At 68.3% G+C, this 13,454-nt stretch carries 14 protein-coding genes and 3 tRNA genes; 6 read left to right on the forward strand and 11 right to left on the reverse strand.

Annotated elements, in window-relative coordinates:
- Window positions 1-45: 45 nt before the first annotated feature.
- The gene (locus OG947_RS10335; RefSeq protein ID WP_328813857.1) at window positions 46-939 is read left to right on the forward strand and encodes an amidohydrolase family protein; all 894 of its coding nucleotides are present in this window, start codon (window positions 46-48) and stop codon (window positions 937-939) included.
- Here OG947_RS10335 and OG947_RS10340 read toward each other — a convergent pair.
- The gene (locus tag OG947_RS10340; protein WP_027506581.1) at window positions 917-1,327 is read right to left on the reverse strand and encodes a VOC family protein; all 411 of its coding nucleotides are present in this window, start codon (window positions 1,325-1,327) and stop codon (window positions 917-919) included. The two genes, OG947_RS10335 and OG947_RS10340, sit on opposite strands and share 23 nt — an antisense overlap.
- Before the next feature lie 110 nt (window positions 1,328-1,437).
- On the opposite strand from OG947_RS10340, the gene OG947_RS10345 reads away from it, so the two are divergent.
- The 3 genes from OG947_RS10345 to OG947_RS10355 all read left to right on the forward strand — a co-directional run bounded on the left by OG947_RS10345 (window position 1,438) and on the right by OG947_RS10355 (window position 3,993).
- On the forward strand, window positions 1,438-2,430 hold the full coding sequence (locus tag OG947_RS10345; protein WP_328813858.1) for a helix-turn-helix transcriptional regulator: 993 nt from the start codon (window positions 1,438-1,440) through the stop codon (window positions 2,428-2,430).
- Window positions 2,427-3,281 (forward strand): LLM class flavin-dependent oxidoreductase, encoded by an 855-nt coding sequence (locus OG947_RS10350; RefSeq protein WP_328813859.1) that lies wholly within the window; start codon window positions 2,427-2,429, stop codon window positions 3,279-3,281. The genes OG947_RS10345 and OG947_RS10350 overlap by 4 nt, the downstream gene beginning before the upstream one ends.
- Window positions 3,282-3,360: 79 nt before the next feature.
- Entirely contained in the window at window positions 3,361-3,993 is a 633-nt protein-coding gene (locus OG947_RS10355; RefSeq protein WP_328813860.1) for a dihydrofolate reductase family protein, read from the forward strand.
- Between the two features lie 31 nt (window positions 3,994-4,024).
- On the opposite strand, the gene OG947_RS10360 is transcribed toward OG947_RS10355, so the two are convergent.
- The 7 genes from OG947_RS10360 to OG947_RS10390 all read right to left on the reverse strand — a co-directional run bounded on the left by OG947_RS10360 (window position 4,025) and on the right by OG947_RS10390 (window position 8,515).
- Window positions 4,025-5,398: a lipase family protein gene (locus tag OG947_RS10360; RefSeq protein ID WP_222633274.1), complete on the reverse strand. Its 1,374-nt coding sequence runs from the start codon at window positions 5,396-5,398 to the stop codon at window positions 4,025-4,027.
- Between the two features lie 144 nt (window positions 5,399-5,542).
- The gene (locus OG947_RS10365) at window positions 5,543-6,181 is read right to left on the reverse strand and encodes a TetR/AcrR family transcriptional regulator (RefSeq protein ID WP_027506576.1); all 639 of its coding nucleotides are present in this window, start codon (window positions 6,179-6,181) and stop codon (window positions 5,543-5,545) included.
- A 34-nt stretch (window positions 6,182-6,215) separates the two neighbouring features.
- Entirely contained in the window at window positions 6,216-6,554 is a 339-nt protein-coding gene (locus OG947_RS10370) for a DUF2834 domain-containing protein (protein ID WP_037186452.1), read from the reverse strand.
- A 34-nt stretch (window positions 6,555-6,588) separates the two neighbouring features.
- Entirely contained in the window at window positions 6,589-7,377 is a 789-nt protein-coding gene (locus OG947_RS10375; RefSeq protein ID WP_027506574.1) for a crotonase/enoyl-CoA hydratase family protein, read from the reverse strand.
- A 121-nt stretch (window positions 7,378-7,498) separates the two neighbouring features.
- Window positions 7,499-7,574: transfer RNA gene (locus OG947_RS10380), tRNA-Arg, on the reverse strand.
- Between the two features lie 43 nt (window positions 7,575-7,617).
- Window positions 7,618-7,707: transfer RNA gene (locus OG947_RS10385), tRNA-Ser, on the reverse strand.
- Window positions 7,708-7,801: 94 nt separating this feature from the next.
- On the reverse strand, window positions 7,802-8,515 hold the full coding sequence (locus OG947_RS10390; protein WP_328813861.1) for a dienelactone hydrolase family protein: 714 nt from the start codon (window positions 8,513-8,515) through the stop codon (window positions 7,802-7,804).
- Window positions 8,516-8,607: 92 nt separating this feature from the next.
- On the opposite strand from OG947_RS10390, the gene hisC reads away from it, so the two are divergent.
- Window positions 8,608-9,681 carry a histidinol-phosphate transaminase gene (hisC, locus tag OG947_RS10395; RefSeq protein WP_328813862.1) on the forward strand — a complete coding sequence of 358 codons (1,074 nt, stop codon included), beginning with the start codon at window positions 8,608-8,610 and terminating at the stop codon, window positions 9,679-9,681.
- A gap of 250 nt (window positions 9,682-9,931) precedes the next feature.
- On the opposite strand, the gene OG947_RS10400 is transcribed toward hisC, so the two are convergent.
- A complete protein-coding gene (locus OG947_RS10400) occupies window positions 9,932-10,948 on the reverse strand; it encodes an alpha/beta hydrolase (protein WP_328813863.1) in 1,017 nt (338 codons plus the stop codon).
- 544 nt (window positions 10,949-11,492) lie between these two features.
- Here OG947_RS10400 and OG947_RS10405 point away from each other — a divergent pair.
- A complete protein-coding gene (locus tag OG947_RS10405; RefSeq protein WP_261776324.1) occupies window positions 11,493-12,749 on the forward strand; it encodes a PucR family transcriptional regulator in 1,257 nt (418 codons plus the stop codon).
- 67 nt (window positions 12,750-12,816) lie between these two features.
- Here the strand turns inward: OG947_RS10405 and OG947_RS10410 are convergent.
- Window positions 12,817-12,906, reverse strand: a tRNA-Ser gene (locus OG947_RS10410).
- A gap of 10 nt (window positions 12,907-12,916) precedes the next feature.
- Window positions 12,917-13,423, reverse strand: a complete 507-nt coding sequence (locus tag OG947_RS10415; protein WP_051613546.1) for a MarR family winged helix-turn-helix transcriptional regulator — start codon at window positions 13,421-13,423, stop codon at window positions 12,917-12,919.
- Window positions 13,424-13,454: the final 31 nt, after the last annotated feature.

The raw sequence follows: 13,454 nt of genomic DNA on the forward strand, positions 1-13,454 counted from the left end.
CCGGAGTGCCGTCGCGGCCGCCCCGGCGATGCGAGGATCGATCACGTGCAGAACCGTGACGACGACATCCGCCGGGTCCACCGAGTGCTCGACGACCTCCGCCTCGAGTCACTGGTGGACGTGCACACGCATTTCATGCCGCACAGCGTTCTGGCCAAGGTGTGGAACTACTTCGACTCCGTGGACGACCGCCTCGGTACCGCGTGGCCGATCGAGTACCGCGTGGACGAGGACGAACGCACCGACCTGCTGCGCAGGTACCGGGTAGGGACATTCACGTCCCTGCTGTACCCGCACAAGCCCGGCATGGCGGAGTGGTTGAACGGGTGGGCCGCGGAGTTCGCGGACCGGACACCCGACTGTGTACGCACCGCCACCTTTCACCCCGAACCGGACGCTGCTCGGTACGTCCGTACCGCCGTCGAGGACGGGGTCGGGGTGCTGAAATGCCATGTGCAGGTGGGCGACATCGACGTCCACGATCTGTACCTGGACGACGTGTGGGCGGTTCTCGACGACGCCGCCGTTCCCGTCGTCATCCACTGCGGATCGGGACCCGAACCCGGTCGCCACACCGGACCGGACCCGATCCGCGCACTACTGCACCGCTTTCCGACACTCACCCTGCTGATCGCACACATGGGCATGCCCGAGTACGAGGACTTCCTCACCCTGGCCGAGACGTTCGACAACGTCGGGCTCGACACCACGATGGTGTTCACCGATTTCACCGAACAGCTCGCGCCCTACCCGCGATCGGCGTTGCCGCGCCTGCGCGACCTGCAGGACAAGATCGTGTTCGGCAGCGACTTCCCCAACATCCCGTACTCGTACGCGCACGCGGTCGAGAGCGTGGTCGGCCTCGGACTCGGTGACGACTGGTCCCGCGCTGTGCTGCACGACAACTGGGCCCGGTTCAGCCGCCGTACGGCACCATGACGTCGATGATCCAGACGACACCGAAGCGGTCGGTGAGTTTGCCGTACAGCGGGGAGAACACCGACGGACCGAGTTCCACCTCGACGGTCGACCCCGCGGCGAGCGCCGTCCAGTAGCCGGTGATCGCGTCGGCGTCGGTGCTGCGCAACGAGAAGTAGAAGGCGTTGCGGCCCGCGTCCCGCACGAGGTCGTGCTGCACGTCGTAGGCCATCACGTGGAAGCCGTCCGGCGAGGAGACCTGGCCCCACACCACCTGGTCGGCCTGATCTGGGCTCGTGTCGCCGTACGGGACCACGACGAGATCGCCGCCGAACACCGAGTGGTAGTACTCGAGCGCGGCGCGCGCGTGGCCGTCGAAGTTCAGATGCAGGGTGCTGGTCACGGTCATGGGGTTCTCCTCGTGGGTGGTCTCTCGCGGGCGGCGATCACCGCCTGCAGACCCACTGTGTCGGTCGAAGCGGCCAGTTTCTGTCCGCTACTTCGGGCAGTATCGGCGGCATGCCCGCACCCTCGTCACGCATGCTCACCCTGCTGTCGTTGCTGCAGCACCGACGGGACTGGCCGGGCGAAGAACTGGCTCGGCGACTCGAGGTGAGTCCGCGCACCGTCCGGAGGGACGTCGACCGGCTCCGCGAGCTGGGGTACGCGGTGTCGTCCGCGAAGGGGCCTGACGGGGGCTATCGCCTGGACGCGGGCGCCGACCTTCCGCCTCTGCTCTTCGACGACGACCAGGCGGTGGCACTCGCCGTCGCCCTCGGCGGTGCCACGTCACTCGGCGTGGACGTGGCCGAGCCTGCCGCCCGAGCTCTCGCCACCGTGCGTCAGGTGCTCCCGAGCAGGTTGCGCCACAGACTCGACCGCGTGGCGACGACGCCTCCGCCCGAGTCCGCGCCCCTGGTCGACAGCCGAACACTGCTGGCGGTCGCCGGTGCGGTCGGCACCGAGGCACTGCGGTTCGCGTACACGTCCCCCTCGTCCGAACCCTCGTCGCGACACGTCGAGCCCTACGGCGTCGTGACCGCGCGGGCGCGGTGGTACCTGGTGGCATGGGATCTGGCGCGCGACGACTGGCGCATCTTCCGACTCGATCGCATGGTGCTGCGCCCACCGACCGGCCGACGCTTCACACCGCGGCCCGTCCCGGGCGGCTCCGCCGGTCGCCTGCTCCAGGCGCGACTCCGCGGATCGGAGACGGGTACCTGGCCCTGCGTCGGCGAGGCGGTCGTCCGTCTGCCGGCCGAGGCGCTGCGGCCGTTCCTCACCGAGTCGGACGAGTCCGTGGAACACGTCGACGCAGAGCGGTGCCGCGTGACGGTCGGCTCGTGGTCGTGGGTCGCCGTGGCCGCGTCCCTCGCACGGTTCGACGCGGACCTCGAGGACGTCTCCCCGCCCGATCTCGTGACGGCGATGGCCACGGTCGCGGCACGTCTCGGCCCCGAACGAACCGACGCGCCCCCGGCGGGCGCTCGATCTGCTACGACTGACTCGTGACGAGACTCGGCATCGTGTTCACCCCCGCCCACGACCCTGCCCGGCTGATCACGGCCGCACGCGCCGCGGAGAAGGCGGGACTCCACGAGTTCTGGCTGTGGGAGGACTGTTTCAGCCACGGTGGGCTGACGACCGCGGCCACAGTGCTGGCGAGCACCGAGCGCATCCAGGTCGGCCTGGGACTCATGCCCGCGCCGCTGCGCAACGTCGCCCTGTGCGCCATGGAGGTCGCGTCGCTGCATCGACTGTTCCCCGGCCGGTTCCTCGCCGGTGCCGGACACGGCGTGCAGCACTGGATGGGGCAGGTCGGCGCCCGCGTCGCGTCTCCGATGACGCTGCTGGACGAGTACTCGACCGCTCTGCAGGCGCTGCTGCGCGGGGAGGAGGTCACCGTCGACGGCCGGTACGTCTCCCTCGATGCCGTGCAGCTGCAGTGGCCGGCGCCCGACGAACCGTTCTTTCTCGGCGGTACCGGTCCGAAGACGCTGCGCTACGCGGCATCCCACTCGGACGGCACCTTGTTCGCGGCCGCGATGTCGGACGACGAGCTGGCCGCCTCGTGTGCCGAGGTGAGCGCAGCGCGGCGCTCCGCCGACCACCGCGTCATCGCGCCTCGACTGGTGGCGGTGGGCGCCGGCGCGGACGACCGCATTCGCGACGAGGTCGCGCGCTGGGGCAAATCCGATGCGAGCGGGCTCGCGGTCACGGGCGGCGCGGCGGAGGTGGCGGACGAGGTCGCCCGCCTGGGGCACCTCGGCATCACGACGGTCGTCGCCCACCCCACCGACGACGAGCCCGATCTCGAGGGGTTGATCGAGGTGCTCGGTCAGACGGCTGCAGCACTCCGGTAGCCGGTCGCCACAGCCCTCCGCGATGACTTCCGAACCGCTCGGTGGTCCATCTCGTCACACACGACCGAGGAGTGACGCCATGGGAACGATCACCATCGAGATGTTCGCGACGCTCGACCTCGTCGGGCAAGCTCCCGGCGGACCCGACGAGGACCCGGACGGGTTTCCGTTCGGCGGCTGGCAGGCGCCGCTGATCGACGACGTCACCGGCGCGCAGATCGATGCGGCCTACCGCGGCACCGATGCGCTACTGCTCGGGCGACGGACGTACGACATCTTCGCGTCGTACTGGCCGCATCGGCAGGGCGGACCGGACGACGGCATCGCGAGTCTCTTCAACGGGATTCCCAAGTACGTCGCCTCGCGCGATCCGCGCACGCTCGACTGGGCCGGATCCACGGTACTGGGCCCGGATCTACCGACCGCAGTGCGCGAGATCCGAGAGCGGCATCAGGACATCAAGGTCGTGGGCAGTCTGGACCTGGTGCAGACGCTGCTGCGGGAGCGGTTGTTCGACCGCCTCGACCTGTGGCTGCACCCCATCGTGCTGGGTGTCGGCAAGACGGTGTTCGACACCGGCGCTCTGCCGACGAGCCTCGCCCTCGTGGCCCCACCGCAGGCGAGCCCCGGTGGCACCGTGCTCCTGCAGTACGCGCTGACGGACGGCACGCCGACGACCGGTGACATGGGCGCTCCGGACCGGGGACTCTGACCGGCCCGTCGCGGGCGTCACACGAGGTGCCTCATCCCCCGATCGGCTTCCCGAACAGACCCGCGACGATCTCGCCCACAGCATCGACCCAGACGGGATAGGTGCGCTCGTCCAGTGCCATGGACCCGACGTCGGCGGTACGGCAACCGGGCTCCACAGGTACACCGGCGAACCGATCACGCATCCACAGAACGGCACTCGGGAACGCGATCACCTCCAGCGACAGGTGTTCGCTGAAGTGGTCGCGGGTGTAGGTGACGTTCGCTCCGGGCCGACTGCAGTACGCGTCGACCATCCCGTTCACCGGCCCGACGGGAACCAACCAGTCCGGGTTCGAGTGGTAGACGTAGACCGGCATGGTCGGCGTCGTGCCACCGAGGTTCAGCGCGTCCAGGGACTTCTTCACCACCGGCTGCTCCAACGGATCCCCCTCGGTCCGCAGGAAACCCTTCAGGTTCAGGAACGGCAGGAGGGCAGAGGTGTACCCCACACACAGGTTGTCCTTGGCCGCGAAGAGGGCCCGACCCGCGGGATCGATGTGTTCGTCCACGAATCGCGCCAAGTCGGGGTCCTCACGGCTGGCGCCGATGATGCCGGCCGCAACGATGCCGGATCCGAGCGCGTTGTTCGCGTTGTTCACCAGGGCGGCGAGCTCGGCGGGGGTGCCGCCCTCCGTGGCGCCGACGATGCTCAGCTCCGGGGCGTAGGTCCCGGCGAGTTCGGCGGCGTGTCCGGTGGCGATCGCTCCGCCCGAGTAGCCGCTCATCCCGACCTTCGTGTCCACCCCGGACAGTCCCATCGGAGCGAAACTCTCCGCCGCCCGGATGCCGTCGAGCGTGATGCGTCCGGCGACCGGCCCGGCGGCGAACGCGTTGTTCGGCCCCTGATGGTCCGGAACCGACACCGCCCAGCCCTGGGCCAGCGCTGCCTGCACTTCGAGGAACTGCACGCCGGACGTCACGGCACCCGTCAGAGGCCACGGGATCGCACCCTGACGCATGACGTACGACGGCGCGCAGTACGCGGCCAGTGAGTCCTCGGCCATCTGCACCGAGAGCAGCGGACGCGGAGCCGAGGCGGCGCCGCGCGGGGTGATGACGGTGGTCACCGCCGGGATCGGCTCGCCCCGGCCGTTGTTCGACCGGTACGACAACTGCCAGGCGTCGACCTGCGTCGGGATCAGATTCAGCGTGGCCAGGTCCACGGGACGCGCGGCGATGATCTCTCCCGGTGCGGCGGCGGCGACCACGGCGTCGGGCGGCAGGTAGAAGTCGGTGTCGAACTCAGGGATCGCGGGGAAGGTGACGGGCGCCGCGGACACGGGCGTGACCACCGTCGCGGACACCGCCACGGCGGCCACCACCACCGCAAGTGCGTACGAAGGACGGAACCGACGAGCAGACATCGATCTCACTCTTTCTGCGCCGAGCCTCGACAGCAGTCGTATGTGCGCCCGGCAACAGTGTTCAGCACATCCAACATGTTGGACACGCGTGTCCATGATTGTGATCAGGACTGTAGAGCGTTGTGGGCTGGATAACAATCCCCGCTATCGATCGAGGTCAGGAACGAACGCGCCGAGGACGGCGATCATCGTCTGGACGATCCCGTCCACGCGTGGCCGGGGCGGCGGGGTGCGCGACCAGTCCGACACCAACTCGGTGAGCGCCCCGAGGAAAGCCGTGGCGGCGAGCCGGTGACCGCCCGGCGGGACGAAGTCGGCGCCGATCTCGGCACGGAGCGTCGCCTCGATGAACTCGGCCCAGGTCGCGCGGCGCCTGCTGCGGTGCTGCTCGACGTCGTCACTCACCCCGACCATCTCGAGGTACGAGATGCGTGCCCGACGTGGGTCCCGTCCCAACGACTCGATCAGCGCGGTCATCGCGGCGACGACGAGCGCTCGTCGGGTGCGGTCCGTCGCGTCGGCGAGCGCAGCGACGACCGCGGCGAGGGCATCGTCCTGCACGAGGTCGTACACGGCGACGAGCAGCGTCTCGCGATTGGCGAACTCGCTGTAGAACTGGCTGCGTGCCAGACCCGCGGCCGAGCAGATGTCGGCGACGGACGTCGCGGCGTACCCCTTGTCGCCGATCACCTCGATGCCGGCCTGCAGGAACCGTCGTCGCCGGTCGGCACGTCGATCCGTCATCGACCGTCCGCCGTAGACGCGATCCACGTCCTCTGCCACGCGAGAACCCTATCCAAGAGGCTCTCGTCGATCGTCAGCCCGCGAGACGGACCGTCCGCGCGCGCACGGCGAGGAAGAACGGGATGGCGGAGCCGATGCCCACGCCGAAGGTGAGGAGCACCGTGACCAGCCACCACCGGACGATGCCGAGTCGCCGCGCCTCCGGCAACGCCCAGACGTGGAAGGCGATCACCACCAGGATCAGATCCACCATCGCGAACCGTCCGGGCACGGTGGACCAGATCTTCCCGACGAAGAAGTCGGCGGCGGATCGTGTCCCGTGCTTCCGGACGTAGGGCAGGGCGATCGCGTTCTGCGCGACACCCGCCACTGCCGCGAGGGCCATGAGTCTGCGTTCGTCCGACGTCGTCACCGATGCTCCGTTCGTGGTGTGGATCTGATGAGTATCACCTGCCGGTGAAGGTGGCCTGCCGTCTCTCGACGAACGACAGCATCCCCTCGGCCGCATCGGACGTCGAGAACAGTGCCCGGATGTCGGGGAGCAGCTGCGCAGCCGCGGCCGCGTCCCCCTCGATCAGGCTGCGATGCGCGGACTCGAGCGTGGCCCGCACACCGAGTGGCGCAGCGGTCTCCGCGATGCGGTGAGCGAGCTCGATCGCGCGCTCGATCGTCGCCGCGGGATCCGCGCAGACCTCCTGCACGAGCCCGATGCGATGAGCCTCCTCGGCGTCGAACTCGTCGCCGGTGAGCATCCACCGCATCGCGTTCCCCCAGCCGGTCTCGCGAGGGAAGCGCAGGGTCGCCCCGCCGAAGGGATAGATACCGCGCTGAACTTCCATCTGGGAGAAACGAGTTCCGGCTGCGGCGACCCGGATGTCGGACGCCAGCAGCAATTCGATGCCGAGCGTCATGCACCAGCCGTGCACCGCCGTCACCACCGGAGTGGTCCACGTCCCGTCGAGGCGCCACGGATCTCGCCCACCCTCGGCGAACGGCAGGCGATCGCCCGTCAGGTGCTGGGCGACGTCCACGAGATCGAGACCGGCGGTGAAGTGCTCACCGTGGGCGAACAGCACGCCGGCACGGAGGTCGTCGTCCTCCTCCACCATTCCGTAGGCCGTCGACAGCTCGCGGATCATGTCGGTGGTGAAGGAGTTCCGCTTCGACGGCCTGTTCAGCCCGATGTGCAGGACGTGCCCACGCGGTTCGACAGTGATGGTCTGAAACTCGGTCACGACACACTCCCCCTGTGGCGGGCCGGAACCCGGTTATATGTTCCATCGCATAGTACACAGAGGTGCCGGACCCGTACATGCAGAAAGCCGGCACCAGGATGATCCTGGTACCGGCTCTCTGTGGTGCGCCCGAAGGGATTCGAACCCCTAACCTCCTGATCCGTAGTCAGGTGCTCTATCCGTTGAGCTACGGGCGCATGCTGTGGTGCTGTTCAGTTGTCCTCCGACCGAAGTCGAAAGTGGCGGAGGCGAGAGGATTTGAACCTCCGGACCCGGTGAAGGGTCAAGTCATTAGCAGTGACTCCCATTCGGCCGCTCTGGCACGCCTCCTGGACCTCTTTCGAGGGCACCGGTCCTTGCGAACCGCCGAGAAGGAAGATTACACACGCCCCGGAGTAGACGCAAAACGGCTGGTGGGGCGGTCTTATCGGAGATGACTGTCGAACCAGTCGAAGATGCGACGCTGGGCGTCGACGATCGCCTCCTCGCCGGCCGACTCCTCCGACACGGCGGATCCCTCGTCCGCACGATGCTCGACACCGGCGTAACTGACGACGAGCGTGGCGACGGACGCCTTCGACACGGCCTCCTGCAACTGCTCCACGTGCTCCACGGGAGTGCGGACGTCGTCGCGTCCGTAGAGACCGAGCCAGGGCGCCTTGAGGGATGCCGCCGCGTCGACGAGAGCGAGCGCATCCGTGGTCAGCGCCTCGACGATGCCGGGAGCAGCGACACTCACCGCCGCACCGATGGCTCGATCGGTGGCCACCAGGGCCGCTGCGGTTCCGGCGTCGTCGAATCCGATGACGCCGATGCAGTCCGTCGGGACGCCCCTGCTCTGCAGCCAGTCGACGGTGGCGTCGAAGTCCTCGAACAACGGCGTGCCGAACACCTCGTCGTCGCCCGCTGCCCGGTGGAACAGGTGCGGCGCCGCAACCAACCAGCCGTCGGCGGCGAGGGACCGCATGAACTCGAGCAGGGCCTGCGGGAGCTCGCGCGCCTCGTGCAACACCACGATGCCGCCGCGAGCCCTGCTGTCAGGCTCGAACGCGGTGAGCGGCACGCGATCGAGCGTGGCGGTGTCCGCACCCTCGTCGCGGGGGTGGATGGGCGCAGTGTCCTCGATGAGACCCGACATGGCTCCACGGTAATGGCACACAATGGCGAAAGCGAGGGTCGAGCGAGAGCCGCGACCACACTGTGTCCGACCGCCGCGCATAATCGGTGATCGTGACCCCACGCACGCGCCCCGACCTCGATGCCATCCCCGGTTACCTACCCGGTCGTTCGTTCCCGGGCGCGATCAAACTCGCCAGCAACGAGACCACGGCCGGCCCGCTGCCCAGCGTTCGCGAGGCCATCGCCGAGGCGGCGGCCGGAGTGAACCGCTATCCCGACAACCAGTCGACAGTCCTGGTCGAGGCGCTCGCGGACTTCCTCGACGTCCCGGCCACCACCATCACCGTCGGCTGCGGATCGGTCGCGCTGTGCCAGGAGCTGGTCCAGGTCACCTGCAACGCCGGGGACGAGGTCGTCTTCGGCTGGCGCTCGTTCGAGGCCTACCCCATCGTCACGCTCGTCGCCGGCGCCACCGCCGTGCGTGTGCCGCTCACTCACGACGACGTGCACGACCTTGACGCGATGGCCGCAGCGGTGACGGACAAGACCCGTCTGATGTTCGTGTGCAACCCGAACAACCCGACGGGCACCGTGGTGGACCCCGCCGACCTCGAACGGTTCCTCGACGCGATCCCCGACCACATCGTCGTGGTGCTGGACGAGGCCTACTTCGAGTACACCGACCGCGCGATCGACGGCGTGGAGATCGGACGAACCCGGCCCAACGTCGTGGTGCTGCGGACGTTCTCGAAGGCCTACGGCCTCGCCGGACTGCGGGTGGGGTACGCCGTCGGAGCACCGTCGATCATCACGTCGATGAAGAAGGTGCACACCGCGTTCAGCGTGAGCAGTGTCGCGCAGAGTGGCGCCGTCGCGTCGCTCGCGGCCTCGGACGAACTCCTCGCACGTACGGCAGTCGTGACGGCCGAGCGGTCGCGCCTCCGTGACTCGTTGCGCGACATGGGGTTCCAGGTGCCCGAGTCGTCCGCGAACTTCGTGTGGATCCCGCTGGGGGCGGAGTCGGGAGACTTCTCCGCAGCGTCCACCGAGGCCGGTGTCATCGTGCGGGCGTACGGGGACGACGGCGTACGCGTGACCGTGGGCGACCCACACGAGAACGATGCGTTCCTCGCGTTCGCCGCGTCGGCTGCCGAGCAGTTCGCCGGGGCCACGGCCTCGCGATAGGACCCGTGTGCGCACGCGGTGCGTGAGGCGCACACCCTCTGCAGCCGGCGGGAGAGGGTGTGCGGTCGACGGAGAGGGTGTGCACACCCCCGACAACCGGGCGGGTCGACGCGCACCACTCGGGCACACGCCGAAAGATCTTCACGGCGGAGCACCAGAGACTGTGCACACCCCTTGCGTGAGGCGCACACCCTCCGCAGCCGGCGGGAGAGGGTGTGCGGTCGACGGAGACTGCGTACGCCCCTGACAGCTACAGGCCGAGCGCCCTGGCCACGACGGGCCACGAGTTGTGCATCTCGTCCTGCCAGTAGCGCCAGGAGTGCGTGCCGTACGGCTTGAACACGATGGTCGCCGGGACACCCGCCGCGCGCAGCGTGTCGGCGAAGCCGGTGGTGCAGATGTTCGCGGCGGCCTCGAGGGGGCCGCCCACGGTCAGCGCGTCGATGATCTCCTCACCGAAACCGCCACCCGCCTCGTACGGTCCGGGGAATCCGTTGCCCGTCGACAGGTACACCTGCTTGCCGCGGAGCGTCTCGACGCGGGTACTCGGATCGTTCTCGGCCCACAGCGGATCCGCGTTCGTACCCCACATGTTGGTGGCGTCGCCCCCGGTGGACCCGACGGTGGCACGCACCGCGTTCTTCGTCTCGTTGGAGCGGTTGTCGTAGCAACCGCTGAATCCGGCGATGCCCGTGTACAGATCGGGATGCTTGGTCAGCAGGTTCATCGCGCCCTGTGCGCCCATCGACAGACCCATCAGCGCATTGACGCCGTTGCCGTCGAAGCGGGCATCGATCAACGGGGGCAGTTCCGACGTCAGGAACGTCTCCCACTTGTTGACTCCGAGCACGGGATCGGGCTGGGCCCAGTCGGCGTAGTAGGCACCGCGTCCCCCGACGGGAAGGACGATGTTGGCGGCCTTGTCCGAGAAGAACGAGACCGCGTCCGTCTTCTGCGTCCACGTGCTCTCCGTGTAGCCGGACTCCTCGCCCGCACTGACCCCGTCCAGCATGTACAGCGACGGACGCGGTACCGATCGATCGGCGGGCAGTAACACCTGCACCTGGATCTCGCGGTTCATCGACGAGGAGAACACCGACATGACGGCCCGGCGATCGGTCGCCATGGTCACCGAGACGACGCGAGTGGGTGACGACGCGTCCACGGCCGGCGTCGGGACGCCCGGCTGCGCACCCGCCACCGGCGCGGAGCCGAGAAGCGTCAGCGCGGTGAAGCACCCCGCGGCGAGCAGAGCGGGACGTCGCATCGACAGACCTTTCGTCCGATGTGGCTCGCGTGGAGCCACCGGTGAACAGAGAGACACGACGCGCGGAACGTCCCGCGCGCCCGGGGGAACGCGTACCAACTTACTTGCCGGTAGGTACGCCACCTTCAGGTCCAAAGGACTGCCCGACGTCCTGTCTGCGGTCACAAGAACCGGCGACGAGGACACCGAGACCGGGAACCGTGCCGAAAGCGTACCGCGACACGGTGGACGACACGCGAACCGGGCTTCGAGGCATCACCCACGTGTGTGACATTTCATGAAGTGGGTCACCGTCAATTGTGTGAAAGCAAGATGGAACTAGGTGAAAACGCGACTTGTTTTGCCTCAACAGGCGTCATGCAGGGGTGTCATCGCAGGTCACAGCGGTTGGCCTGACAACGGGAACAGACACCGCAGTGGGCCTGAGCGCATACCGTGGCTCTCGAATAGGTATCTCGAAACAATCTCGGGACCCGTTAATGATTGTTACGGTACCCCGAGAACATGCACGACTGACATGAACTACACAGTCATGGGGGGATCGATGACCACACCGAAGACAGCTCCGAAGCCGCTTCCGGGACACATGGAAGCGGGCCTGATCGCCGGCACCCGCACAAACTCTCTGGCGATGAGCGATCTGCGAGGGGTGGCGCGTCATCTGGTCGATCACTTCCAGGCCAACACCCCCTGCGGAACGCTCCCCGGCGAGCTCCTGCACGGCGACGTCACCGAGGTCACCGTCAAGTGCCTGGGTCTCGCCGTCCGCATGCTCGAATCGGGCAAGACGCCGTCGGACAAGGACCTCGCCAACGTCCACGACGCGGCCGCTCGCTGGGCTCGCGAGGGGGTGCCGCTGCGCTCGATCCTGCGCGCCTATCACGACGGATTCCGCTTCGGTCTCACGCTCGTCAGCCGTGACGCCAAGGCTCAGAACATCGAGAACGTCACCGACAACTCGCTCGTCCTGGTGAGCCTCCTCGAGGCCGTCACCACCGAGGTGTCCATGGCGTACGTGGAGGAGTACCGCTCCGTCGCGTCCGAGCACCACACCGCCACGCACACACTGGTGACCACGTTGCTCAGCGGCGGTCAGAACGCCCTGTCCACCGCGCAGCAGTGCGGTATCGACCTCGCCGACGAGTACCTCGTCATCGCGCTGCACTTCCCGCAGCATCCCGACGAGGCGAACCCCGTCGTCGATCGCACCGTGTCCGCACGGCGCAAGCTGCGCCGCATCCAGGCGGAACTCGCGACCATGTGCGGCAAGTCGCCGCTGGCCCTGCTCAGCACCGACGGCGGCACCGTGCTCCTGCCCGCACCGCGCGAACGCGAGTGGGTGGACACCCTCGTCGAGCGACTCTCCCGCGCCGGCGAGATCCCGATCACCGCCACGATGACGTCGGCCGAGCGCGAGGACATCCCCGGTGCTGCCGAACACGTCTACGAACTGCTCTCGCTCACACGGCAACTCGGCCGACCGGCCGGGATGTACCGCACCGAGGACCTGGTGCTCGAATACCAGCTCACCCGTCCGGGCCGCGGCCGGGAACAGCTGCTCCGCGCTCTCAAGCCCCTCGACGACGCGCCCGAACTGCTCGACACGCTGACGTCGTACATCGGTCACGAACTCAACCGCCAGCGCACCGCGCGGCACCTGTTCGTGCACGCCAACACCGTCGACTACCGCCTCAAGCGCATCGGCCAGCTCACCGGCATCGATCCCAGCGTGCCCTCGGGACTGCGCTACCTGCAGGCCGCCATCGTGGCCCGCGGACTCGCCGCCGCGAAGCAGAAGTAACGCGGCACCGACCGACACGAACGCCCCCTCCGGACGGAGGGGGCGTTCGTCGTCGATCACATCGCACTGGCGGAAGCGGAGGGATTTGAACCCCCGGACGCTTTCACACGTCTCTCGCTTTCAAGGCGAGTGCATTGGGCCGCTCTGCCACGCTTCCGCGATCGATACTAGTGGTCTCCCGCGAGCAGTCGTCGATCGACCTTCTCGAACACCTCGGCCATCGTCGCGAGTTCGTCGGCCGTGAGCAGATCGATCAGGCATCGCCGTACCGCGGCGACGTGCGACGGTGCCGCTGCCGCCAGGCGGGCGCGTCCGTCGTCCGTGATGACGGCCAGGACACCACGCCCGTCCTCGTCGCAGGTGTCTCGAACGACCAAGCCCTGCTCCTGCATTCGGCGGATCTGGTGCGTGAGCCGGCTCCTCGACGAGAGCACGCCGTCGGCGAGCAGACTCATCCGCAGCGAACCGTCGGGAGCCTCGCTCAGTCGCACCAGGATGCGGTACTCGGCCAGGGTCAGACCTTCTCGCGTGTGCAGGTCGCGGTTCAGGGTGTCCATGAGGCGGTAGTCGGCATCGATGAACGCGCGCCACGCGCGGGCCTCCGCCTCGTTCAACCAGGCCACCGGCGGGGCCGCGGTCTGTGACTCCTCGGGACGCGCACTGTGAACGACCATGACGGAAGGCTAGACCGAGGTGACCCCCGCG

It is taken from the genome of Rhodococcus sp. NBC_00297, from assembly GCF_036173065.1.
GTDB lineage: Bacteria > Actinomycetota > Actinomycetes > Mycobacteriales > Mycobacteriaceae > Rhodococcoides.